24 protein-coding genes and 2 pseudogenes are annotated in these 21,720 nt (G+C 62.3%); 9 read left to right on the forward strand and 17 right to left on the reverse strand.

The genetic code is table 11. The annotated features are described in order from the left end of the window. Positions 1–8: 8 nt before the first annotated feature. Positions 9–596: a hypothetical protein gene (locus tag KUV51_RS08715; RefSeq protein WP_222521138.1), complete on the reverse strand. Its 588-nt coding sequence runs from the start codon at positions 594–596 to the stop codon at positions 9–11. 125 nt (positions 597–721) lie between these two features. On the opposite strand from KUV51_RS08715, the gene KUV51_RS08720 reads away from it, so the two are divergent. The 3 genes from KUV51_RS08720 (at position 722) to KUV51_RS08730 (ending at position 4,055) form a co-directional block, all read left to right on the forward strand. Beyond that, on the forward strand, positions 722–1,429 hold the full coding sequence (locus tag KUV51_RS08720; RefSeq protein WP_222521139.1) for a glutathione S-transferase family protein: 708 nt from the start codon (positions 722–724) through the stop codon (positions 1,427–1,429). 1 nt (position 1,430) lies between these two features. Further along, complete coding sequence (locus KUV51_RS08725; RefSeq protein ID WP_222521140.1) at positions 1,431–2,804, forward strand: L-serine ammonia-lyase; 1,374 nt, start codon at positions 1,431–1,433, stop codon at positions 2,802–2,804. A 333-nt stretch (positions 2,805–3,137) separates the two neighbouring features. Beyond that, positions 3,138–4,055, forward strand: coding sequence for a DMT family transporter (locus KUV51_RS08730; RefSeq protein WP_222521141.1), 918 nt, complete (start codon positions 3,138–3,140; stop codon positions 4,053–4,055). Here the strand turns inward: KUV51_RS08730 and KUV51_RS08735 are convergent. Beyond that, on the reverse strand, positions 3,973–4,692 hold the full coding sequence (locus KUV51_RS08735; protein ID WP_222521142.1) for a thiamine diphosphokinase: 720 nt from the start codon (positions 4,690–4,692) through the stop codon (positions 3,973–3,975). The genes KUV51_RS08730 and KUV51_RS08735 overlap by 83 nt on opposite strands. Before the next feature lie 137 nt (positions 4,693–4,829). On the opposite strand from KUV51_RS08735, the gene KUV51_RS08740 reads away from it, so the two are divergent. Together KUV51_RS08740 and KUV51_RS08745 are read left to right on the forward strand one after the other, a co-directional pair. After that, a complete protein-coding gene (locus KUV51_RS08740) occupies positions 4,830–6,944 on the forward strand; it encodes a hypothetical protein (protein WP_222521143.1) in 2,115 nt (704 codons plus the stop codon). A gap of 52 nt (positions 6,945–6,996) precedes the next feature. Then, positions 6,997–7,560 carry a GNAT family N-acetyltransferase gene (locus KUV51_RS08745; protein ID WP_222521144.1) on the forward strand — a complete coding sequence of 188 codons (564 nt, stop codon included), beginning with the start codon at positions 6,997–6,999 and terminating at the stop codon, positions 7,558–7,560. Here the strand turns inward: KUV51_RS08745 and KUV51_RS08750 are convergent. Together KUV51_RS08750 and KUV51_RS08755 are read right to left on the reverse strand one after the other, a co-directional pair. Continuing rightward, a complete protein-coding gene (locus KUV51_RS08750) occupies positions 7,539–7,754 on the reverse strand; it encodes a DUF2842 domain-containing protein (RefSeq protein ID WP_222521145.1) in 216 nt (71 codons plus the stop codon). The genes KUV51_RS08745 and KUV51_RS08750 overlap by 22 nt on opposite strands. Before the next feature lie 9 nt (positions 7,755–7,763). Further along, positions 7,764–9,056 (reverse strand): adenylosuccinate synthase, encoded by a 1,293-nt coding sequence (locus tag KUV51_RS08755; protein ID WP_222521146.1) that lies wholly within the window; start codon positions 9,054–9,056, stop codon positions 7,764–7,766. Positions 9,057–9,228: 172 nt separating this feature from the next. On the opposite strand from KUV51_RS08755, the gene KUV51_RS08760 reads away from it, so the two are divergent. Continuing rightward, the gene (locus tag KUV51_RS08760) at positions 9,229–9,624 is read left to right on the forward strand and encodes a DUF6524 family protein (protein ID WP_222521147.1); all 396 of its coding nucleotides are present in this window, start codon (positions 9,229–9,231) and stop codon (positions 9,622–9,624) included. Positions 9,625–9,689: 65 nt separating this feature from the next. Here KUV51_RS08760 and KUV51_RS08765 read toward each other — a convergent pair whose 3' ends face one another. From KUV51_RS08765 to nthA, 3 genes are read right to left on the reverse strand one after another with little or no spacing between them, the layout of a single operon-like run. After that, complete coding sequence (locus KUV51_RS08765; RefSeq protein WP_222521148.1) at positions 9,690–9,998, reverse strand: nitrile hydratase accessory protein; 309 nt, start codon at positions 9,996–9,998, stop codon at positions 9,690–9,692. Then, positions 9,995–10,669, reverse strand: coding sequence for a nitrile hydratase subunit beta (gene nthB / locus KUV51_RS08770; RefSeq protein WP_222521149.1), 675 nt, complete (start codon positions 10,667–10,669; stop codon positions 9,995–9,997). The genes KUV51_RS08765 and nthB overlap by 4 nt, the downstream gene beginning before the upstream one ends. After that, the gene (nthA, locus tag KUV51_RS08775) at positions 10,666–11,283 is read right to left on the reverse strand and encodes a nitrile hydratase subunit alpha (RefSeq protein WP_222521150.1); all 618 of its coding nucleotides are present in this window, start codon (positions 11,281–11,283) and stop codon (positions 10,666–10,668) included. Before nthA ends, nthB begins: the two co-directional genes overlap by 4 nt. Positions 11,284–11,398: 115 nt before the next feature. Between nthA and secG the strand changes: the two genes are divergently transcribed. The 3 genes from secG (at position 11,399) to KUV51_RS08790 (ending at position 14,591) form a co-directional block, all read left to right on the forward strand. Beyond that, a complete protein-coding gene (gene secG / locus KUV51_RS08780; protein ID WP_147103791.1) occupies positions 11,399–11,764 on the forward strand; it encodes a preprotein translocase subunit SecG in 366 nt (121 codons plus the stop codon). Between the two features lie 159 nt (positions 11,765–11,923). Next, positions 11,924–13,567 carry a CTP synthase gene (locus tag KUV51_RS08785; RefSeq protein WP_222521151.1) on the forward strand — a complete coding sequence of 548 codons (1,644 nt, stop codon included), beginning with the start codon at positions 11,924–11,926 and terminating at the stop codon, positions 13,565–13,567. A gap of 232 nt (positions 13,568–13,799) precedes the next feature. Next, positions 13,800–14,591, forward strand: a complete 792-nt coding sequence (locus tag KUV51_RS08790; protein WP_222521152.1) for a YHYH protein — start codon at positions 13,800–13,802, stop codon at positions 14,589–14,591. A gap of 111 nt (positions 14,592–14,702) precedes the next feature. Here KUV51_RS08790 and KUV51_RS08795 read toward each other — a convergent pair whose 3' ends face one another. The 10 genes and pseudogenes from KUV51_RS08795 to KUV51_RS08825 all read right to left on the reverse strand — a co-directional run bounded on the left by KUV51_RS08795 (position 14,703) and on the right by KUV51_RS08825 (position 21,678). Continuing rightward, positions 14,703–14,873, reverse strand: coding sequence for a hypothetical protein (locus KUV51_RS08795; protein WP_222521153.1), 171 nt, complete (start codon positions 14,871–14,873; stop codon positions 14,703–14,705). Positions 14,874–14,909: 36 nt separating this feature from the next. Beyond that, positions 14,910–15,638, reverse strand: coding sequence for a DUF736 family protein (locus tag KUV51_RS08800; protein ID WP_222521154.1), 729 nt, complete (start codon positions 15,636–15,638; stop codon positions 14,910–14,912). Positions 15,639–15,800: 162 nt separating this feature from the next. After that, positions 15,801–16,259, reverse strand: coding sequence for a DUF6915 family protein (locus KUV51_RS08805; protein ID WP_222521155.1), 459 nt, complete (start codon positions 16,257–16,259; stop codon positions 15,801–15,803). 1 nt (position 16,260) lies between these two features. After that, positions 16,261–16,350, reverse strand: a complete 90-nt coding sequence (locus KUV51_RS22330) for a hypothetical protein (protein WP_410001069.1) — start codon at positions 16,348–16,350, stop codon at positions 16,261–16,263. Beyond that, on the reverse strand, positions 16,347–16,661 hold the full coding sequence (locus KUV51_RS08810; protein ID WP_261385692.1) for a DUF6878 family protein: 315 nt from the start codon (positions 16,659–16,661) through the stop codon (positions 16,347–16,349). Before KUV51_RS08810 ends, KUV51_RS22330 begins: the two co-directional genes overlap by 4 nt. 85 nt (positions 16,662–16,746) lie before the next feature. Continuing rightward, complete coding sequence (locus KUV51_RS22335; protein WP_410001070.1) at positions 16,747–18,696, reverse strand: strawberry notch C-terminal domain-containing protein; 1,950 nt, start codon at positions 18,694–18,696, stop codon at positions 16,747–16,749. 219 nt (positions 18,697–18,915) lie between these two features. Next, positions 18,916–20,060, reverse strand: a pseudogene (locus KUV51_RS22340) (strawberry notch family protein); the annotation flags it as partial. A gap of 17 nt (positions 20,061–20,077) precedes the next feature. Continuing rightward, positions 20,078–21,002 (reverse strand): annotated as a pseudogene (locus KUV51_RS22345) (SAM-dependent methyltransferase); the annotation flags it as partial. 114 nt (positions 21,003–21,116) lie between these two features. Then, a complete protein-coding gene (locus KUV51_RS08820; RefSeq protein WP_222521156.1) occupies positions 21,117–21,392 on the reverse strand; it encodes a type II toxin-antitoxin system RelE/ParE family toxin in 276 nt (91 codons plus the stop codon). Then, the gene (locus tag KUV51_RS08825) at positions 21,379–21,678 is read right to left on the reverse strand and encodes a type II toxin-antitoxin system RelB/DinJ family antitoxin (RefSeq protein WP_222521157.1); all 300 of its coding nucleotides are present in this window, start codon (positions 21,676–21,678) and stop codon (positions 21,379–21,381) included. The genes KUV51_RS08820 and KUV51_RS08825 overlap by 14 nt, the downstream gene beginning before the upstream one ends. Positions 21,679–21,720: the final 42 nt, after the last annotated feature.

A 21,720-nucleotide genomic window follows, 5' to 3' on the forward strand; every position in this document is an offset into this window, starting at 1 on the left:
AAGGCCGATCAGGCTGGCGCGCCCAACAGCTCCATCGCCTCCAAAACCTCGTCCAACACCACAAGATCGTCGCCATTCAGGTCGAACGTCATCATCGCACGCATTGCGGCGATGGCGCTTTCCGACATCTCCGCCTCCGCCCGTTTGGCGGCAAAGCTGCGCAACTCCGCCCAGCGCACCGTGCCGTCACCGTCGGTATCCGCAGCCCGGTGCCAGACCAGAAGCCGCCCCCGCATCGTGGCGGATGCGGCACGCACCAGCACGTCCAGTTCTGCGCGCGTGACGCTCAGGTCGTTGTTCAGATCCGCCTCCAGCAGGCGCCGCATCTCGCGGGCCCGCAGCCGGGCACGCTCTGCATCAATCGCCGTCTCTATATCTGCCGCACCCAGACCCTCAGGCCCGCCGTAACCGAGGATGAGGCCCGCAGCCTCCTGCACGAAATGGTCGGGGCGGTCGCGCATCCGGTCGAGGGTTGCGCCGGGGGTCCGGGCGACCAGCACATCGACCAGATCCTGCCCCGACAGCTCCTGCGCCAGCGCGGCACGCCATGGCATCAGGCAGGCCAAGACCGACATCAACACGATAATCCAGCGCATGGAACGTCCTCCTGCACTCCACACAAGCGCGAGTCGGTAAATGCGCAGTTAATCGTGGCCCATTCTCTGCCGATTTGGTCGTTTTGAGACATTGGATGATGCGCGCGGATGGCTACATAGCGCCCATGGCTTACGTTCTGCACTATGCGCCCGACAACGCCTCGCTCATCGTGCGGATGACGCTGGAGGAGATGGGGGTCGACTACACCACCGCACTTGTGGACCGCGCCGCGCGTGCCCAAAGCGGCGCCGCCTATCGCAACATCAACCCTGCCGGACTGATCCCGGCGCTAGAAACCCCGCACGGGGTCATGTTCGAAACCGCCGCGATCCTCCTGTGGCTCTCGGACACGCATGGGCAGATGGCGCCGCGGCAAGACAATCCCGAGCGTGCGCGCTTTCTCAGCATGCTCTTCTTCGTATCCAACACCTTGCACGCGCAGTTGCGCATGTTGTTCTACCCGGAGAAATACGTAGGAGACGATGCGCAGGCACAGCGTGCTATGCGCGACCGGCTCATATCGAACAGCGAAACTGCCATGACGTTGCCGCGCGCACTTGGTCTGGTCGATGCCTATATCGGCGCACAGTCTGACCTCGACGCGCCGTCGATCCTTGAGTGTTACATGGCGGCCATTGTCCGGTGGTGCGCCCTTTACCCCGCTGGCCTGACCGCGTGGTTTGACCTCTCCGCCTATCCCGCCCTTGCCACCATAGCCGCGCGGCTCGACACCCGGTCTACCACACGCGCCGTGGCCGAGGCCGAGGGGCTCGGCCACACACCATTCTCCCGCCCCGTCCTGCCCAACCCACCCGAAGGAACCGCGCTTTAGCATGTTTTTGTCTGTCTTCGAGATGTTCAAGGTGGGCATCGGCCCGTCGTCGTCCCACACCATGGGCCCCATGGTGGCCGCTGCGCGCTTTCTCGACATGATGCGCGCGTCGCCCTTCCAGTTTGCAGGTGTGCGGGCGTCGCTGCATGGCTCGTTGGCCTTTACCGGTGTGGGACATGCGACAGACCGGGCCACGATCCTCGGCCTCGCCGGGTTCGTGCCCGACACCTATGACCATGACAAGGCGGAAGCGACGCTGGCAGACCTTGCTAGCAGCCACACGCTACGCCCAGACGACCTGCCGCCGCTGGCCTTCGATCCCAAGGCCGACCTGATCTTTGATTACGACACGCCCCTGCCCGGCCATGCCAACGGCATGATCCTGATGGCCACAGACGCGCAGGGGGACGTGACACTGCGCCAGGTGTTCTATTCCATCGGCGGCGGATTCGTGATGACCGAAGAGGAGTTGGCCGCAGGCAAGGCCACCGACGAGGGCGCGCCGGTTCCCTACCCGTTCAAATCCGCTGCCGAGATGCTGGAGATGGCGGAAAGCTCGGGCAAGTCCATCGCCCAGATGAAACGCGCCAACGAGGTATCGCGCAATGGTGACGCGCATCTGCGGTCCGGCACCAAGCGGCTCTGGCAAGTCATGCGCGATTGCATCGATCGGGGCTTGAGCACCGAAGGCACCCTGCCGGGCGGCTTGCAGGTCAAGCGTCGGGCCAAGGGCATCCACGACAAGCTGCTGGATGAACGGGGCATGAACCTGACCGCGCCCCACACCATCAACGACTGGATGAGTGTCTACGCCATGGCCGTGAACGAGGAAAACGCCGCAGGTGGTCAGGTGGTGACGGCCCCGACCAACGGTGCGGCGGGGGTCTTGCCCGCGACGTTGCGCTACTACCTCGACCACGTGCCTGGCGCGTCTGAAGCACATGTGGAGGACTTCTTGCTGACGGCTGCGGCCATCGGCGGGCTGGTGAAATACAACGCCTCGATCTCAGGCGCGGAGGCCGGGTGCCAGGCGGAGGTCGGCAGCGCCGCCGCCATGGCGGCCGCCGGGCTGTGCGCCGTGATGGGCGGGACGGCGCAGCAGATCGAGAATGCTGCCGAAATCGCGCTCGAACACCACCTCGGCATGACGTGTGACCCCGTCAGAGGGCTCGTGCAGGTGCCGTGCATCGAACGCAACGGGCTGGGCGCGATCAAGGCGGTCAGTGCCGCGAGCCTTGCCCTACGCGGGGACGGCACGCATTTGGTTCCGCTGGATGCCTGCATCGAAACGATGCGGCAGACGGGGGCGGACATGAGCGAGAAATACAAGGAAACCTCGCTTGGCGGGCTGGCTGTGAACGTGCCCAACTGCTGAGCGCGTGTTGCGGGCTCTGCGCTTGCGTTGCTCGCTTTGCCACAGATGGAGTGCGCTTACACGGTCACGACCTGGAGCACCCAGCTACTCCACGGGGTGGCTGGCGGCTTTGCAAGCAAAGCCACCCTTGCCACTGATTGCGCCTGCCTTCGCAGTCGCAATCTCTTTGTCCTAGTGAGCCCGAAGCGAAGTCTTCCGGGTTGGTGGGTGGGCGAATTGGCTCTGCCAAGAGTGCACGCAACAAGCCGCCCCGTGTTTGTCTGACGCCAATGTGCGTCACCCACGCCTCAAACAAGCTGTTGCGCTCGGTCCTCCACCCGTTAGCGTAAACGCATGGCTCAGGACCGCCCTCTTCTCGGCATCCTTCTGATGCTGGGCTTTTGCATCGTGGCTCCGGTCGGAGACGCGGTTGCGAAAGTGTTGGGCCAATCTGTCCCCCTCAGTCAGCTCGTCCTGATCCGCTTTGCCGTTCAGGCCGTCATCCTTATCCCCATCGTCTGGGCAGGCGCACGGCTCTGGAGGATGCGCGGACGGGTCCTGTGGCTCACGCTGTTCCGGACAGTCCTGCACATCCTCGGCATCGGCGCCATGTTCACTGCCCTGCAATATCTACCACTCGCGGACGCCGTCGCCATCGCCTTCGTCATGCCCTTCATCATGCTGCTGCTCGGCAAATACGTGTTGGGCGAAGAGGTCGGCAGCCGCCGCCTCATGGCGTGCATCGTCGGCTTTGCAGGTACGCTGCTCGTGGTCCAGCCCAGCTTTGTCGAGGTGGGCTGGCCCGCGCTTCTGCCCCTGTTCGTGGCGGTCAACTTCTCGGTCTTCATGCTGGTCACGCGGCAGATTGCCAAGGAAACCGATCCGATCGGGTTGCAGGCGGTGAGCGGTGTGATGGCCGTCGTCATCATGGCGCCCCTCGTTTTCCTGCTGCAGGGGCGGGACATCCCCGGCATCGAACTGATACGGCCCGACAGCATGGAATGGACACTCCTGCTTGGCATCGGGGGCCTTGGCACATTGGCCCACCTGCTGATGACATGGTCGCTGCGCTACGCGCCCTCGGCCACGCTGGCGCCCATGCAGTATCTGGAAATCCCCTTTGCCACGATCATCGGGTTCATCGTCTTCAGCGACCTGCCCAACGGCCTCGCCGCGGTTGGCATCTGCATCACGATTGGGGCTGGGCTCTATATCGTTCTGCGCGAGCGGGCCATCGCGCGTCTGGCCCCGGCTGCAGCAGCGCCTGCGTAACAGCGCCCAGGCACCGACGCGGCGCAATCAGGATCATCGACGGTGCATTCATGGTTAACGTTACGGGCCCTACCGCCTCGTTCGACGTCCCGATCCGCTCGATCGGATCAAAATGCAGACCGTCGATCTGCCACCGCAATCCGGTCGAAGTGCCCTGAACCGGGGCGAGCGGCACGAGCGACACCACATCTCCAAGCTCGGTTCGCAAATCCAACCGAGGGGGGCACAGCATCACGATCTCGTATGGACCAAGCAGGATGCAGACGCGGTCCGGATGCCGCGCCAGCACGCTCAGGCAGCCAAGTTGATGGTCGACACGCCCCCCGAGAAACCCGACAGCCACCACGACGGGTGCCAAGATATGGCGCAACGCCTTGTCGAAATCTGTGCTGTCCTGTTCCGCTATGGGATGCTGCCGTGCGCTCGGAATTTGCGCCAAAATCTCGGCAGATATGGAATCGAAATCACCGATCACGGCATCCAGCGACAGCCCTGCCTGTACTGCCAGGGCTGCCCCGCCATCGGCGGCCACGAAACGGCTTGCAAGGGCTCGCACCTCGGCGACATCCGCGAAAGTGGCTTCTCCGCCGCCAAACAAGCCAACGGGGTCAGAACTGTGAACAATCGGGGATGTCATGGCGGATTAATGCAATTTTTGGAAACAGATCACAATGTCGCCCTGAAATGATACCCTTGGTGGCACAGATTCGGGCCGCTTTGGTCCGGTATCGCCCCTAGTCCAACCTTTGCATATCAGCAGAGGACGAGCATCCGATGATGAATAACAATAAGATTTTGACAGTATCCTACGGCACCTTCTCGTGCACGTTGGAAGGATTCGACGACAGCTTTGGCACGATGAAGGCGATTGCGGAGTATTTCCGCGATCTGGCCGCCGATGACAGATATTTTGGTGCCGAACCGCCGCAACCGGACGCAGAGATGCTGGCCCGCATCGCCGAGCGCGAAATCTCGCGCCGGGTCGAAGCGCGTGAACAGGAGGGCCGCATTGTCCTGAGCGCGGAAACACAGGCACCGAATGCAAGTGCCGCCTCGCCTGCCGCAATCGCAGCCGCAACGGCCGCCCCTGCCGTGGCCCGCGCGGCCGACAGCACGCCGGAGCCGCAAGCCGACGACGCGGAAGATGCGTCGGTGACGGAAGACAGCCCGGTCATGGTCGCGGATGAAGCGGCACAGGTTGAGGTCGTGGACGAGATGCCAGAGGTGGCTGAGGCCGCACCGGTCGAAGCCGAAGCCGAAGCCGAAGCCGAAGCCGAAGCCGAAGCCGAAGCCGAAGCCGAAGCCGAAGCCGAAGCCGAAGCCGAAGCCGAAGAATTCTTTGCCAGCGTTCAGGCAGACGCAAGCCCCATTGAGGACGAACCAGCCGACGCCGAGCTGGTGGCAGAACCTGTGACCGAAGACGCCCCGGCACCCGACAGCATCGCCGCGAAACTGCAGCGGATCCGTGCCGTCGTGTCGCAAAGCCAAGAGGAAGCCGAAGCAGAGGAGATGTTCGAGGACGAACATGCCGACGCCTTTGCCCCCGCGGCTGAAGTGGACACCGTTGCAGACGCGGCCGATATGGCAGCAGAACCGCAAGCGATCCTCGAAAACACCGCCCTTGAGTTTGAAGACGCGCTGGAAGAAGACGCCTCGCACAGTGTCGAGGATGAAGACGATGACCCCATCGCCGATATTCTCGCCCGGTTCGAAAGCGACACCTCCGATGCCGACCAGGCCGAAGACGCGGACGACGCCGAAACATCCGTTGCAGCGGAGATCGACGCTGACGCGCAGGACCAATCGGAGCTTCAAGCCGATCAAGCGGATGACGAGCTGGGACTGGATACTCTGGCCGCCCTGATGGCCGAGGATGATGGTGCGCAAACGACGGAAGAGGACAAGGATGACAACATCTTTGACGACGCCGCCGAAGAGCCCGCAGCCGAGGCCCCGGTCAAACCCCGCGCCCGCGTCATCAAGGTCAAGCGTGCGGACATCGACGCCGCCATCGCCAGCGGCGCTCTCGAGGAGGTCACGGACAGCGACAACCCCGCCGACAGCAGCCTGTCTGATGCAGAAGAGGCGGAATTGCTGGCCGACCTCGCCGAGGTTGAGGCGGAACTGCCACAGGTGGACGCAGCCGAATACAGCGACGTGGACAACGATGATGCCGTATCGGACGTGGCCGAACCGGTCGAGGACGCGGACGACACCCCTGCCGAAACCGAAGCACAACCCGTCAAGGACGACGACGTCCAGCGCCTGATGGCCGAAGCCGACAACCAGATGGAAGAACCCGAAGGCTCGCGCCGCCGGAATGCCTTCCAACATCTGAAGGCCGCCGTCATGGCGAAAAAGGCGGATGCCGGTATCGGGGAAAAGAACGACGAAGACGAAGGCGCGTTCCGCTCCGATCTGGCATCCGTCGTCAAACCCCGTCGGCCCGAACCGCGCAGCGACCGTGCCGCCCGTCCGGGCAGTGACCGCCCGGCCCCGCTCAAGCTCGTGGCCGAGCAGCGCGTGGATATCGACACGGCGCCCAAGGGCCCCGTCACGCCGCGCCGCGTGGCTGCCGTGGAAGAAGCGGCTGCGGAGGAGGCCGGCAGCTTTGCGGATTACGCATCCGAGATGGGCGCACATGACCTGCCCGCCCTGCTCGAAGCTGCGGCAAGCTATCTCAGCTTTGTCGAAGGCCGCGACCAGTTCTCGCGCCCGCAGTTGATGACCAAGGTCCGCCAGGTCGAGCAAGAGGACTTCAGCCGCGAAGACGGGCTGCGTTCCTTCGGCCAGTTGCTGCGCGCGGGCAAGATCGAAAAGATCAAAGGCGGCCGCTTTGCCGTCACCGGCGACATCGGCTACCGCCCGGACCAGCGCGAAGCGGGCTAAGTCCGAAAACGATACATCGCGAAAGGGCGCCCTTGCAGGGGCGCCTTTTTTCATGGCTGATGCAGGTATGGCATTTCCTGATCAACCCACACTGACCGGCCCCACACTTGTCATGCGCCCTCTCCAAGCGGACGATGAAACAGCGCTCACGCACGCGGCATCCGACCCACTGATCTGGGCAGTTCACCCGCAAACAGACCGCCATAAGGCGGAGGTGTTCCGCCCCTATTTCCAGATGCTCCTGACCGAAGGTGGAACCTTGGCGGCCACCTTGCGCGACACGGGCGAGATCATCGGATGCTCACGCTACTACCCGACCGACGAAGAACCGGGGGCCCATGGCATCGGCTATACCTTCCTGACGCGCGCTCATTGGGGTGGTACGGCGAACTGGGAAATGAAGAGCCTGATGCTCGACCACGCGGTCCAGCATCTCGACACGGTATGGTTCCATATCGGCGCAGACAACATCCGATCCAAACGGGCGACGGCCAAACTGGGGGTTCGCCACGTTGACACACAGATCAGCGACCTCGGCTCAGGCCCTTTCACCCATGATGTCTACAGGCTCGACAAATCTGTCTGGCAGGCGCGTCAGGAGTCCGGGTCAGCCTGACCGATCCCCTTGAACACGGCCTTGAGCGGAAATGCCCAGATCACGCCAAGCCCCACGTAGATCAGCAACTCCACCAGAAACGGTGGGCGCTCGAACAGACCCACCAGCGTCACCGCCGCCACGATATAGAGCGGCAGCGCCACGATCAGGATCAGCAGCGACAGTCGTTTTCGGGTCTTGTAGCTCAGCGCCATGGGGCCTCCCTAGTCGGCGAACGGGTCCCGGACAAGGATCGTGTCCTCGCGCTCGGGCGAGGTGGAAAGTAGGGCGACCGGGCAGTCGATCAACTCTTCGACCCTGCGGACGTACTTGATGGCGTTGGCCGGCAGGTCCGCCCAGCTGCGCGCGCCTTCGGTCGATTCCGACCAACCCGGCATCTCTTCGTAGACGGGCGTGCAGCGCGCCTGTTGGTCGGCTGCGGTGGGCAGGTAATCCAGCGTTTCGCCATCCAACTCGTAGCCCACGCAGATCTTCAGCGTCTCGAATCCGTCCAGAACGTCCAGCTTGGTCAGCGAAATCCCGTTCACGCCGCTCGTGGCACAGGTCTGACGCACAAGGCAGGCATCAAACCACCCGCAGCGCCGCTTGCGGCCTGTTGTGGTACCAAACTCATGCCCCCGCTCACCCAGGCGCTGTCCATCCTCATCTTCCAATTCCGTCGGAAACGGCCCCTCGCCCACGCGGGTGGTGTAGGCCTTCACGATGCCCAGCACAAAATCAATGCTGCCCGGCCCCATGCCAACACCCGTGGCCGCCTGCCCGGCAATCACGTTGGATGAGGTGACGAAGGGATAGGTCCCGAAATCAATGTCCAGAAGCGCGCCCTGCGCCCCTTCGAACAGGATGCGCTTGCCCGCCTTGCGCGCCTCGTTCATCACCTTCCAGACGGGTGCAGCGTATTCGAGGATGGCGGGCGCCACCTCTTTCAGCTTGGCAATCAGCGCGTCCCGATCCACCGGATCAAGCCCCAGCCCGCGGCGCAGCGCATCGTGGTGGATCAAGGCGCGATCCACGCGCAACTCCAGCGTCGTCTCATCGGCCAGATCCGCCACGCGCACCACGCGACGGCCCACCTTGTCTTCGTAGGCCGGACCAATGCCGCGCCCGGTGGTCCCGATCTTGGCCACAGAATTCTGCGACTCCCGCGCGCGGTCCAACTCGCCGTGGATAGGCAGGATCAGCGGCGTGTTCTCGGCAATCATCAGGGTCTCGGGCGTGATCTCTACACCCTGCCCGCGCAAGGTCTCGATCTCAGACACGAGGTGCCAAGGGTCCAGCACCACACCGTTGCCAATGACCGACAACTTGCCGCCCCGCACCACACCAGACGGCAGCGCATGGAGCTTGTAGACCTCTCCATCAATGACCAGCGTGTGACCCGCATTGTGTCCGCCCTGAAAGCGCGCAATCACATCCGCCCGCTCGCTCAGCCAGTCCACAATCTTGCCCTTGCCCTCGTCGCCCCACTGCGCGCCGACAACCACCACATTGGCCATTTGATGCCCTTTCAGAAAGCAAACCCGCGCCCGTATAACGATGCGCGGCCCGGAGGCAAACCGCTATCTCGTCTTCTTCTGACGAAAAATACCACCGCCGGAGGCTCCCACGGCTTGCAGCGCGCGCCACATCCGGTCCATCAAAGCGAGATTACGACCAAGGAACCGCACCATGGGCTTTCTCGCACGCTGGCTCTTCGCCTTCGGGCTCCTCGCCGCGACATACAATCCCACGGAATACAATTACGTGGTATGGGCCCTGCAATACGGGTCGGCCAACCTGTCCATCGCGGTGCTCTGCGGCCTCATCCTGCTGATCGGCTACATCATCTATCTGCGCGCTACGCTGCGCTCGATCGGCGGGTTTGGCATGGCGCTGGTGCTGGCGGTCGTGGGTGCAGGGCTGTGGGTGCTTTACGATCTGGGCCTGCTCACGCTCGACAACAACAGCGTCAACACGTGGCTCGGGCTTGTTGCCTTGTCGCTGGTGCTGGGCATCGGCCTGAACTGGAGCCATGTGCGGCGTAGGCTTTCCGGTCAGGCCGACATGGATGATGTCGACGAATAGGCCATTGGGGGCCAGCCCCCGTCGCTGGCGCGACTCCCCCGCGGTTTACCTTGCGAAATGAAGGATCAGTCGAGCGTGACCGGTGCGCCATGTGGCGTGCGAAGATAGGCTGCCTCCCACGCGGCGCGCATGTCTTTGAGCGCTTCCGCTTCCGCAGCCCCCGTTTCGGTGAGCAGCGTTTCCAGCGTGTCGAGCCAGGCCATGAAATAGTCGTCGCCGCCGTTCAACTCTCTCCCTAGCCCGTGCCGTTTCAGCGTTGCTCCAAACCGCTCCGCCCAGTCAGGCCAGGCAAAGTGACCCGCCTCATTCAGATGCACGGTCAGTGCAAAAAGCTGCGCGTGCCAGGGCGCCTCAAAAACCGGTTCGGGCCTCATGGTGCAGACAGGTAGCTTTGCCAGAGGTCGAGGATCACCTCGTCTTCGGGATGTTCCGGATGCGCCCAGATGTCCCGCGCCTTGACCGCGACCGCATAAAGCGGCTCGGGTGCCTCACCCAGCCGGTGCGCATTGCTGTCCGGCAGCACATGGGCGCCGTGCAACCGCACGATGGTCCCCGAGGCCCCGGCTGCATAGGACGGCAAGCGCGTGTGCCCGCCGGGCACCATCACGTTCTCGGGCATCGCGCGGATCGTAACAACATCACCGACGGCATAGAATGGGGCCAGATTGCTGTCGCGGGTCGCCGGGCCACCTTTCGCCAGAACGCCCGCGACCGCTGCTGCCACCAACCGCTTGTCGGCCAGATTACTCACGCTCTCGGACACACCCTGCTCCAGCTCTGCGCGGGTCACGGCCCCTGTTTCGACCAGCAAATCCGCCAGCGCAGCCATCCATTTTTCATAGTACGAAAACCGCCCGTAATCCTTGGGCGACAGGCTTTCACGGGCATGGCGCGAGACGTCGATATTCCACAACCCGAGCGTCCCACACGCCAGCGTGATGGCCAGCGCGCGTGGATGCCAGTCGGCGTGAAACTTGACATGCTCGGGCTCTGGGACGACAGGGCCATCTCCGAACCGTCCTCCCATATCGTGGATACGTGTCATGGGCGGGCCGCCAATCCACAGCCGATCATGCTGTCGCGGGTGACAAGCGCCATCAGCGCGGCCTCGTCCAAACCTTCCGTGCCCTCGGGCCGCTGCGGCAACACAAGGTATCGCACCTCTGCCGTCGAATCCCAGACGCGCACCGCCTGCCCTTCGGGCAAAGTCACCCCGAACTCCGCCAACACCTTGCGCGGTTCACGCACGGCGCGGGCGCGATAGGCATCGGACTTGTACCAGCCCGGCGGAATGCCCAGCAAAGGCCACGGGTAGCAGGAGCAAAGCGTGCACACGACCATGTTGTGAACGGCGTCCGTGTTTTCGACCACCACCATGTGTTCGCCTTGACGGCCATAATAGTCCATCTCGGCCAGCACCGGGTCTGCATCATCCAGCAAAGCGGCTTTGAAATCAGGATCGGACCAGGCCCGCGCCACGACATGGGCGCCGTTCTTTGGCCCGATCTTGTTTTCATAGGTGTCGATGATCTCGTCCAGCGCGGCAGGATCAATCAACCCCTTCTGCGTCAGGATGGTTTCCAGCGCCTTGACCCGCAACGCGGGGTCCGAGGGCAGCAGTGAATGCGGGTGATCGTGGTCGGAATGGTCATGTGGCATGGGCGGATCATGTGCCCTCACGTTCACAAATGTCCAGAGGCCCAAACCACACTTGCCCCGCATCCGAAACTTGCATAGATACCGCCCATCGCGCAGCAGAGAGCCAAACGCTTCCATGGAAAACGTCGTCCTGATCATCCACTTGATCCTCGCCCTCGGCCTTATTGCCGTGGTGCTGATGCAGCGCTCCGAAGGGGGTGGCCTGGGCATGGGCGGCGGTGGCGGCGGCGCAACCGCTGGGCGGCCCCCGGCGACGGCCCTTGGCAAAGTGACCTGGCTTCTGGGCATCGCCTTTACCATCACGTCGATCACGCTGACGATCATTGCGGCACAAAACGCCTCGGGCACCTCTGTCATCGACCAGCTGGGCATTACGCCGCCCGCACAGAACGTGCCGGGTGACGATCTGGTGCCGCCCGGCAGCGACCTGTTGCCGCCCAGCGCGGATGACAGCGCACCACTGGTGCCCAGCGCCGACTAAACAAAACCTTGCGGGCACAGGAAAAGCTGCAACATCATGTTGCGGCAACCTTGCCCCTTTGAACCGAATCCTGTTACACTGAGGTCCCGTGGGGAGTGCTTTGGGGCGCTCACTCACAGCGGCTTTGGGCCAGACTGAACCACGGGGGATGCACCGAACATGGCACGCTATATCTTTATCACGGGCGGCGTTGTGTCATCGCTGGGCAAGGGGCTCGCCTCTGCCGCGTTGGGTGCGCTTTTGCAGGCGCGCGGTTTCTCCGTACGGCTCCGTAAGTTGGACCCCTATTTGAACGTCGATCCCGGCACGATGTCGCCTTTTGAACATGGCGAGGTGTTCGTCACGGACGACGGTGCCGAAACCGACCTCGACCTCGGCCACTACGAACGGTTCACAGGCGTCGCCGCACGCAAGACCGATTCCGTGTCCTCGGGCCGCATCTATTCCAACGTCCTCGAAAAGGAACGGCGCGGCGATTATCTCGGCAAAACGATCCAGGTCATCCCCCACGTCACGAACGAGATCAAGGATTTCATCGAGATCGGCGATGACGAGGTCGATTTCATGCTGTGCGAGATCGGCGGCACCGTGGGCGACATCGAAGGTCTGCCCTTCTTCGAAGCCATCCGCCAGTTCAGCCAGGACAAACCGCGCGGCCAGTGTATCTTCATGCACCTGACGCTCCTGCCCTACATCGCGGCCTCGGGCGAGCTCAAAACCAAGCCCACGCAGCACAGCGTGAAAGAGCTTCGCTCTATCGGCATTGCCCCCGACATCCTCGTCTGCCGGTCCGAGGGGCCGATCCCGGAGAAAGAGCGCGAGAAACTGGCACTGTTCTGCAACGTGCGCCCCGACTCTGTGATCGCGGCACAAGACCTCAGCACCATCTACGACGCGCCCCTCGCCTACCACGCCGAAGGGCTGGACCAGGCCGTGCTCGACGCCTTCCAGATCAGTCCGGCGCCAAAACCGGACCTGACCAAGTGGGAGGACGTCTCCGACCGCATCCACAACGCCGAGGGTGAGGTAAAGGTCGCAATCGTCGGCAAATACACCCAGCTCGAAGACGCTTACAAATCCATTGCCGAGGCGCTGACCCACGGCGGCATGGCCAACCGGGTTAAGGTCAAGGTCGAGTGGGTCGATGCGGAACTCTTCGACAACGAAGACCCGGCACCGCACCTCGAAGGGTTCAACGCTATCCTCGTCCCCGGCGGCTTTGGCGAACGCGGGACCGAAGGCAAGATCAAGGCCGCCGAATTCGCCCGTACCCGCAAGGTGCCCTACCTCGGCATCTGTCTGGGCATGCAAATGGCCGTCATCGAAGCAGCACGGAACGTCGCGGGCCTCAAGGCCGCAGGCTCCGAAGAGTTTGACCACGAGGCGGGCAAGAAACGGTTCGAGCCAGTCGTCTACCACCTCAAGGAATGGGTGCAGGGCAACCACAAGGTCGAGCGCAAGGTCGGCGACGACAAGGGCGGCACGATGCGGCTCGGCGCCTATGACGCGACGCTCACGGACGGCTCACGGGTGGCACAGGTCTATGGCAAAACGGCCATCGACGAACGCCACCGCCACCGCTACGAGGTCGATATCAAGTATCGCGACAAGCTCGAAAAGGCGGGGCTCTGCTTTTCCGGCATGTCACCCGACGGGCGGCTGCCCGAGATCGTGGAATGGACGGACCACCCATGGTTCATCGGTGTCCAGTTCCACCCGGAACTCAAATCCAAGCCCTTCGATCCGCACCCGCTGTTCGAGGATTTCGTACGCGCAGCCAAGGATGTCAGCCGCTTGGTTTAAGCACGGCAAAGGTCCGCTATGAGCCCAATTTACCAGTTTTCTGCTTTGCAGCGAATGTCTGCTCCAGCCGCCAGAATTCGTTTGGTTTGGTGAATACTCATCCACAGCTGAGCTTTGTTTCGCGGCACCCTCAACTAAACAAATGGAGTAAGTTTCGGGGCTAATCCAATTTCAAGCGACGGAAAATTCGCGGCCATCCGTAAAACGATGCAACGAGCACTAGGAGAGAATTATGAAAGCCCTTTACACAACAACCGCTTTGACACTCATGGCCGCCAGTGCTGCGCAGGCCCACGAATTGAACATCACGATACAAGGCGATCAGCGATGTATCGTCTCGGACGGCATCCCTGACCATGAAGTTGGGACATGGCGTCCGGGTGCAGTCGTTGAACCACAAGACCACCTATTTTGCGTTGATGCGACGCCAATGGATACCGGCACCATTACGGACCGGGGGGTATTTATTTCCGGGATGACCCTGACCGGTATTCCTCTACGCCCAGGCACAGCCGAATGGTACAACCCGGATGCCGACCCCGACGCTGACCGCCCATGGACGCGCGACCGGTCATCGGGATGGAACGTCGAAGGCGTAGGCGGCCTGATCATGGACGCCCAAAACGCGCACGTTGATGGAGATGGAATGTATCACTACCACGGCATTCCCGAAGTGGTAGTAAGCAATCTTGAAGGAACGCTGTTTGCCTACGCGGCAGATGGATTTGAAATCCATTACGTCGGCGGAGACGTGCAATCATCCTACCAACTCAAAGAAGGTGAGCGTCAGGGTGACACTGCGCCAGAGGGAGTGCATGACGGCACCTTTGTGCAAGATTGGGAATACGTCGAAGGATCCGGCACGCTGGATGAATGTAACGGAACGGTGGTTGACGGTGTATACCGCTATTACGCCACAGATACTTTTCCGTTCTTCCCACGCTGCTTTCGCGGAAACGTGACTGAGGCTGCATTGGGCCGCGGTGGCGAGCGGCCGGAACCACCTGTTGAAAACGACGGATGAGCAAAGGTGGTCACGAACCTAATGCGTTTGGAGATGGCTGTATGAGCCAGTGATTCATAGTGCGTTTTCTCAAGCTGGGGCAGGTCCTAGACACCGCGTGAACATATTCCACTACTGCCCTGTCGGAATATGCGTATCTAGAAAGCAGACCTTGATGCGAATATCGCCAAAGGCAGCAAAGTCCGCTCCGCTGCCGTTCGAGGGGTAGCCTTTCGACCGCACCGAAACAGCAAAAGGGAGCCACGTTTCCGCGGCTCCCTGCTCAGCTGGTCTGATACTCATCTAACTGCTCAATAAGCTGTAACCTGATGTGGAGGATCAGGCGACCAGCGACAGCCCCGCGCCTTCACCCTGTTCGCGCTCGCCGTTGTCGACGAAGGGGATGATCGAGAAGGTCTGGCCACCGCGCTGCTCTTCATTCTGCACCGCGTTCACCCGTAGATCGCCGTCCGGAGTATTGATCAGCAGCGAAACATACTCGTTGCCGGTGCGCACGCTCTTCGCCATCCAGGCCGAACCAACGCGGATCGGCGTGCCCTTGGGCGAGCTGACCTCAATGCGGTAGTCAGGATGGGTCTCTTCCGTCTTGTAGCCATTCTCGATCAGCATGAACTCCAGATCGAACATCATATTGGCGATGTAGCCAGTGAAGGCGTTGTCAGCATCCATCGCTGTCAGCTCGCCGGAGATCGATCCGGACTTCATGGTGCCGTTGGAAACCAGAGGAATGATCTCGAACTGATCGGTCTGGGCCTCACGCGCTTCTTTCGACTGTACGGCGTTCACGCGGAATGGCCCGAGACCCACGTCGAGCTGCATCGAGAGGTAGGGATTGCCGGTCGTATTGCCTGTCTCGTTCCAGGCAGTGCCGATACGAACCTTGCGGCCGGACTTGTTGACGGCGGTCACGTCGAAATCCGGGCTGCGCTCGGACATCTTGGGCCGGGTCTCCAGCTGGATCGCGATGTCGAAGCGGCTGGAATGGATCATGCCGGTGTAGACGGCGTTTGCGGTGTCTGTGGTTTTAGTGAGGGTTCCTGCGAACATGGAATGTTCCTTTTCTGGGTTGCCCGGGCCCGTCTTCCGATCAGCGCCCGGTGGTTTGATTTTCGACCCCTCGTGGGATCACACCTTCCCAAAGCCCTCTTTCCTTTCCTGCCCGCCATCGCAGCTTGCGCCGCCGTGGGTTGCGATGTGCGACGCTGCCTCTCAAGCGAAGGTTTCTTCCGCTTGCCCACGGCACGCCATCCAGTCTTGCAGTCCCAGGATGGTACGACCGGACCTCACCTCCGCGATCCACGCCTCCCGTGGATCGCTACAAGGTTGACCTGAGCGCTGTTCGATATGTCCGTTCGCCATCCAGGGTTCAGGCGCGATGCGCTTGAACCAATCGGCGAGGCTCGGAATGCGGTCCTGGCAGTCTTCCTTGACGTGCTGTTCGCAAATCCAGCGGACCGGGATCACCCGGCCTGCGGAATTCGTGAGTGTCTGGCCGAAGACGCGCTCCGCCTCAAAGATGCCGTGGCTGTGATGCCGCAAGGCGCGATGCGTGAAGAGGGCGAGATGCTCTTTCGAAGCATCGAACCAGTCGTGGATGGTTTGGTAGTCGGCTGGTACACCGCCGAACTTGCGTGCTGAGCTTTCGGCGTGATGGAGGGGATGGGCCATGTCAAAGCCCCTCTTCGTAGCTGTGGGAACATTCGACGAAGCGATCGGCGTGATCGAGCGTGATTCTATCGGCGGCGATGTTCCAGGTCAGTGTGCCATAGCCGCCTTCGTTGTTCTCGAAGCCGGGATGCTTATTGTAAGCACCGGATCAGGCGAAGTCTTCGAGTTTGCGTAGGAGGTCTGCACCCAGAGGTCTGCACCCAGTGTCACGTCATTTGGCTGCAGCGTGATATCTTCGACATTGCCGGAATCGCCATAGCCCTCATATTCGGCAACCACTTCGGTGACGCTGAGCTTACGAAGCGCGGCGCGCAGGTCGGCCCGGGCCGTCTTGAACGCCGCCTCGCGCTCGATGCGCCACGTCTCGATCATTTCGGAGTAATCGGTTTGGGGCTTTGTCATTGGTCAGGTCCTTCTCCATGAAGTTTGACACGCGGGACAGCAGATCACCCTCCCACGCACCCCGACCCAGAGCCCGATTTCCCTTTCATGCGGCGCGATCCGCCACGTCGGAGGTCTCTCCGACGATCCGCTTCAGTATCGCGGCGCTGTCGACGCCATCCCCATGCGGCAGGAACACCCGTAGCTGGAAAGCGATGATTTCCGTGAAGAACCCGGCGGCCTTTAGACCGTCGATGGCGCCGCGATCCGCCCCTTCGATCTCGAACCGTACATCCCCGGCAACCCGGCGCCGGACCAGGGACAAGCCGCGACCGAGATCGACGGGCTTCGTCGATCTACGAACGGCGGTCAGCATGTCCTCGACCGATGTCGGCGCCTCGACCATGAACCGGGCGCGCAACGCCGCCGCGCCGTCTTCGCTCACCGTGCGCCCGATCATGCTGGCGCGGCTTGCCGGCGTGACGCGATAGATGCGCTCATTGCCCGACGGGATGTCTTTCCAGATCGGCAGAAGGAGGCCAGTAAGGAGGTAGAGGCGTTTCGTGGTGGTCTTGGGCAGACCATCAGCCTCACCGTCCCACAGGCGACGAAACTCGCCCTTGCCTATCTCTTCCCAGGCCGAGGCTTCGAACCTCGTCTCATCGAGATAAGAGGAGCCTGTCGGCCGCACAACTTTCCGCATGAGCGTGACGATGTCTTCGTCGTAGAATTGCATGGGCCGTGCCGAGAGGAGGGCCGCGCGGCCCGATGCCCGGTTCACCATCGGGACCTTCCCAGAGTGGCGATCCAGCGCCGCGTCGGCGCTCAGCACATGCACGGGATCGGTCACATCCAGCCCGATGATCCGCGTGACCGCTCCGGATTTCGGGCATGTCCAGAGATCCTCGGCCGAGACCTGTTCAATCCGCTCGCCCCGCAGGGTCTCGATACCAAGTTCGAGTGTGCCGGCGGCTCGTGCGCGTTCCGTCTGATCGCTGATGCGCGCCGTGAACTCCTCAAAGAGCGCGTTCTGCATATGGATCGGGAGGGCCAAGACTCGGTTCAGAAACCGCTGGATCGGCGGGAGGTCTTCGAGCAGCACACCGTCCTTGTCGATGAGACGCAGAGCGGTCCAGTCGGTGAAGGTCTCGTAATTCATTGCTACGGCTCGGCCGGTAGCAATATCGGCGTAGTAGCCGCGCAGCGCGGCCCGCGCGATCGGGCTTTCAAGATTGTCCTCCGAGCGGAACATGCCCTGCGCGCCGGTCTCGCGTTGCCCCTTGGTGAGCGCCCCGAGCTGGTCCAGACGCCTTGCGATAGTCGAGGTGAAGCGCTTCTCGCCATGCACATCCGACGTGCAGACCCGGAAGAAGGGCGCAGAGACCTGTGCCGAGCGATGTGTGCGCCCAAGCCCCTGGATCGCCGCATCGGCGCGCCAGCCGGGCTCAAGCAAATAGTGGCGACGGCGCTTCTGGTTCTTGGCAGTCTCAGCCGCATGGTAGGATCGGCCCGTGCCGCCCGCGTCGGAGAAAATCAGGATGTCTTTCTCGCCATCCATAAAGGCAGCCGTCTCGGACGAATTGCTGCTGGCCGCGCGTTTTTCGATGTAGAGCGCACCATCGGAGGATTTGAGCGGGCGGATCGAGCGCCCCGTGACCTCGGCTACAGTCTCGTCACCAAAGGCCCAAATGATCTGATCGAGCGCGGAGGGGATCGGTGCGAGGGACATGAGCTCGACCATCGCCTCTTCGCGCAGTTGCAGAGCTTCGCGCGAAACCACCAACTGGCCGTCCGCGTCGCGCAGCGGTTCGGCCACGATGTTGCCGTCGATCTCAACCAGCTTCTGGGCGTGGATCGGAAAGGCCTGCTCGAGATAGCTGAGCACATAGTCACGCGGTGTCAGCGCCCCTTCGACCAGCTCGTCTTCGGGATCCATTGCCTCGAGGCGGCGTTTGAGAAGGCTCTCACCGGTGGAGACCACCTGAACGACGCAGGCGTAGCCCGCCGCGCGGTCCGCGCCTATCGCCTCGATCACGCTCGGGGCCTTCATGCCCATCAGCAGGTGGTTGAAGAAGCGCTGCTTGGTGCTCTCGAACCGCGACTTGGCTGAGGCTTTGGCAGCAGAGGCATTCGTCTCACCCGACGCGTCGTTCACTCCGGTCGCGGTCAGGGCCGCTTCAAGGTTCTGATGGATCGTACGGAATGCGGCCGCATAGGCGTTGTAGATCTCAATCTGTGCCGGTGTCAGCGCGTGTTCGAGGACATCGTATTCAACGCCGTCGAAACTCAGCGCACGGGCGGTGTAGAGACCGAGCGTCTTCAGATCACGGGCAACCACTTCCATGGCAGCAACACCGCCGGCCTCCATCGCGGAGACGAAGCTCTCGCGGCTCGGAAAGGGATACTCTGCCCCCTGCCCCCAGAGACCGAGGCATAGGCGAGATTATGGACACTCGTGGCCCCCGTGGCGGAGATGTAGAACACCCGTGCCCGTGGCGCCGCGAGTTGGAGGCGGAGCCCGGCAAGGCCCTGCTGCGAAGGCTTGGCTCCCCGGCCCGCGTCAGACCCGGCGGCGTTCTGCATCGCGTGGGCTTCGTCGAACGCCAGCACGCCATCGAACGCGTCGCCCATCCAGTCGAGGATTTGGCTCAGGCGCGTCGTGCCGCATTTGCTGGCGGAACGCAGCGTCGCGTAGGTCGCGAAGAGTATGCCGTCTCCCATGCCAATCGGCTGATCAGGTTGCCATTTGGAGAGCGGCTGGATATCGGCGGGCGAGCCACCAAGATCGGTCCAGTCGCGGATCGCGTCCTCGATCAAAGTGGCGGATTTCGAGATCCAGATGGCTTTTCGCCGTCCCGCCAGCCAGTTCACGAGGATCAGACCAGCGCATTCGCGGCCCTTGCCGCAGCCGGTGCCATCTCCAAGGCAATAGCCAAGGCGATAGGCCTGCGCATCCGGGTCATCGTCTGCACGGGTCAGCTTCGTTTGATCGTCGTCGATCGTGAAACGGCCCGGTAAATCTCGCGCATGGGCGTCATTCGCCATTATGATCGTCTCAAGCTGCGCTTCAGACAGATGCCCTTCCTCGATGAGACGTGCCGGTAGGCGCAAGTCGCGGGCTTCGGTCGCCGTTGGCGCTGGCGGTGCGACCGAGGCCATCGCAATGCTTTCCACCAGTGGCGTGGGATGCTCCTGCGCGCCCGCGATCTCGATCCGTTGCGGGCGGTATCGGGCGTAGATGTCGGAGACCGGCACATTGTCCCGCGGTGCCGCAAGGGCAGCGAAGGAGAGTGGACAGACTACGTGCGTCGGCCGTTTGGCCGGCGCGAATGTCCCAATCGCACGTCGGGGCGCTGTCGGCTTTGCGATGCCCTGTGCCGGGAGATTCCGAGCCACTGGCGCGATCGCCAGTTGTGCCATCGGTGCCGGGCGGTTCAAGGCGATGTCGTCGACGTATCGCTGACAGTCCTGGAGGCTCTCGACGGAAGCGTGGATCAGCTCGACATCCTCAGCGAACTTGTCGAAAACCATAAACTGCGTGTCCACGCTTGTGCCAAGCTTGCGATAAACATGGCCCGGGATCGTGAGCGCAACGCGTGGGGTCAAGATCTGGCTTGCGCGGGCCCAATGCGCTGCATCGCGTTCTGGCGAGAAGCTGGTCGGCATAATGGCGACAAGCCGCCCGCCGGGTGCGAGTCGCTTGGCCGCTGCAATCAGATGTTTGGCCGCGATATGCTTATCACGCGAGCGATCTAATGAGGACGCGAAGGGCGGGTTCATCAAGATGACCGATGGTGAGATGGCAGGCGTCAGCAGATCATCGATATGTTCTGCGTCATGGCCGGTTGCCGTAGCTTCGAACACAGCATCCAGGAGCGTTCGACGGAAGGAGTCGACCTCGTTGAGCGCAAGCTGCGCGCCTGCCCGGACTGCAAAACCCGCGAAGGCGCCCGTGCCGGCGGACGGCTCAAGGACAAGCTCACCTTTGCGGATGCCCGCTGCCCGGACCGCCAAAGCGGCATAGGGCAGCGGTGTCGAGAACTGTTGGAGGCGGATTTGCTGCTCGGAGCGGCGTGTTTCTGTCAGGAGGCGCGACGCGAGAGTACCTGCCAAAATAGTGGCGTCGGCGCTCTGGTCCCAAAGGACCTCTGCGACCGCCGCGGCCTGCATCAGGTCGTAAGCCATGCGCCAGTCCCACGCCCCACTCGCATCGCTGCCGCCGAAGGTCTCGCGCATGATCCGGGCCAGTGCGGAGCTTTTCAGCGGGCCTCGTTGGATTTCCTCGCCGATGCGGGCAAGCACCGTCTTAAGAACTGGCTTCGTGGGAAATGGGTGTGTTGTGCGTGTGGCGGTACCAGCCATCGGCTTGTCCTCTCGTGTCAGATTGCAGGTCTGACAGGACAAAAAGCCCACTCTCCACTTTCCGGGAGCGTGGGCTGAGAGGCTCGAATTCCAATGCTGATAGGTAAGCCGTGGTCAGGGCCAGAGCTGTGCCGCATGAAGGACGCGCAGGATGGTCACGACCTCTGGGTTGTCGGCATACACGACGATGTAATTTGGACGGACCACCATCTCGCGCGTGCCATCGACACGACCGACGCGATAAAGCTGGGGGTTCATAGATAGTCCTGCGACCTTCTCTTCGATCTCGCCCTTGAGCGCCTGCGCTGCGTCCGGATTGTCGTCCGAGATGTAGTCGATGATTGCCAACAGGTCAGAAACAGCAGCGATCTTCCATTCAAGTCTTGGCACGTCGCTTTCCGTCAATCAGTGCTTGGGCTTCGGCCATGACTTGTGCATGTGGTCCGGCAGGGCGCGGATCGTCGAGCGCTTCCTGAACCTTGGCCCGGAACCAGGCGTCGTAGGCATCGGGATCGGCAGTCAGTCCAGCCGGTAAGCCACCTTCAGCAGCGACGCGGGTGAGCAAGATGCGAACCGCGTCGGAGACCGTCAGACCGACGCCTGCAAGGGCTTCGGACGCGTCGGTCTTCAACTGATCATCAACGCGCACATGGATCATGGAGGTCTGGGCGGGCATGGTATGTCTCCTTCCGTGCTGTCGTAGATGTATCTCAAATGA

This window comes from Tateyamaria omphalii (assembly GCF_019802125.1).
GTDB classification, from domain to species: Bacteria; Pseudomonadota; Alphaproteobacteria; order Rhodobacterales; family Rhodobacteraceae; genus Tateyamaria; species Tateyamaria omphalii_B.

Bases quoted from the DNA above. Each gene is read 5' to 3' on its own strand.
- KUV51_RS08715 (WP_222521138.1), bottom strand. From the start codon at position 596: ATGCGCTGGATTATCGTGTTGATGTCGGTCTTGGCCTGCCTGATGCCA.
- KUV51_RS08720 (WP_222521139.1), top strand. From the start codon at position 722: ATGGCTTACGTTCTGCACTATGCGCCCGACAACGCCTCGCTCATCGTG.
- KUV51_RS08725 (WP_222521140.1), top strand. From the start codon at position 1,431: ATGTTTTTGTCTGTCTTCGAGATGTTCAAGGTGGGCATCGGCCCGTCG.
- KUV51_RS08730 (WP_222521141.1), top strand. From the start codon at position 3,138: ATGGCTCAGGACCGCCCTCTTCTCGGCATCCTTCTGATGCTGGGCTTT.
- KUV51_RS08735 (WP_222521142.1), bottom strand. From the start codon at position 4,692: ATGACATCCCCGATTGTTCACAGTTCTGACCCCGTTGGCTTGTTTGGC.
- KUV51_RS08740 (WP_222521143.1), top strand. From the start codon at position 4,830: ATGATGAATAACAATAAGATTTTGACAGTATCCTACGGCACCTTCTCG.
- KUV51_RS08745 (WP_222521144.1), top strand. From the start codon at position 6,997: ATGGCTGATGCAGGTATGGCATTTCCTGATCAACCCACACTGACCGGC.
- KUV51_RS08750 (WP_222521145.1), bottom strand. From the start codon at position 7,754: ATGGCGCTGAGCTACAAGACCCGAAAACGACTGTCGCTGCTGATCCTG.
- KUV51_RS08755 (WP_222521146.1), bottom strand. From the start codon at position 9,056: ATGGCCAATGTGGTGGTTGTCGGCGCGCAGTGGGGCGACGAGGGCAAG.
- KUV51_RS08760 (WP_222521147.1), top strand. From the start codon at position 9,229: ATGGGCTTTCTCGCACGCTGGCTCTTCGCCTTCGGGCTCCTCGCCGCG.
- KUV51_RS08765 (WP_222521148.1), bottom strand. From the start codon at position 9,998: ATGAGGCCCGAACCGGTTTTTGAGGCGCCCTGGCACGCGCAGCTTTTT.
- nthB (WP_222521149.1), bottom strand. From the start codon at position 10,669: ATGACACGTATCCACGATATGGGAGGACGGTTCGGAGATGGCCCTGTC.
- nthA (WP_222521150.1), bottom strand. From the start codon at position 11,283: ATGCCACATGACCATTCCGACCACGATCACCCGCATTCACTGCTGCCC.
- secG (WP_147103791.1), top strand. From the start codon at position 11,399: ATGGAAAACGTCGTCCTGATCATCCACTTGATCCTCGCCCTCGGCCTT.
- KUV51_RS08785 (WP_222521151.1), top strand. From the start codon at position 11,924: ATGGCACGCTATATCTTTATCACGGGCGGCGTTGTGTCATCGCTGGGC.
- KUV51_RS08790 (WP_222521152.1), top strand. From the start codon at position 13,800: ATGAAAGCCCTTTACACAACAACCGCTTTGACACTCATGGCCGCCAGT.
- KUV51_RS08795 (WP_222521153.1), bottom strand. From the start codon at position 14,873: ATGAGTATCAGACCAGCTGAGCAGGGAGCCGCGGAAACGTGGCTCCCT.
- KUV51_RS08800 (WP_222521154.1), bottom strand. From the start codon at position 15,638: ATGTTCGCAGGAACCCTCACTAAAACCACAGACACCGCAAACGCCGTC.
- KUV51_RS08805 (WP_222521155.1), bottom strand. From the start codon at position 16,259: ATGGCCCATCCCCTCCATCACGCCGAAAGCTCAGCACGCAAGTTCGGC.
- KUV51_RS08810 (WP_261385692.1), bottom strand. From the start codon at position 16,661: ATGACAAAGCCCCAAACCGATTACTCCGAAATGATCGAGACGTGGCGC.
- KUV51_RS22335 (WP_410001070.1), bottom strand. From the start codon at position 18,696: ATGGGCATGAAGGCCCCGAGCGTGATCGAGGCGATAGGCGCGGACCGC.
- KUV51_RS08825 (WP_222521157.1), bottom strand. From the start codon at position 21,678: ATGCCCGCCCAGACCTCCATGATCCATGTGCGCGTTGATGATCAGTTG.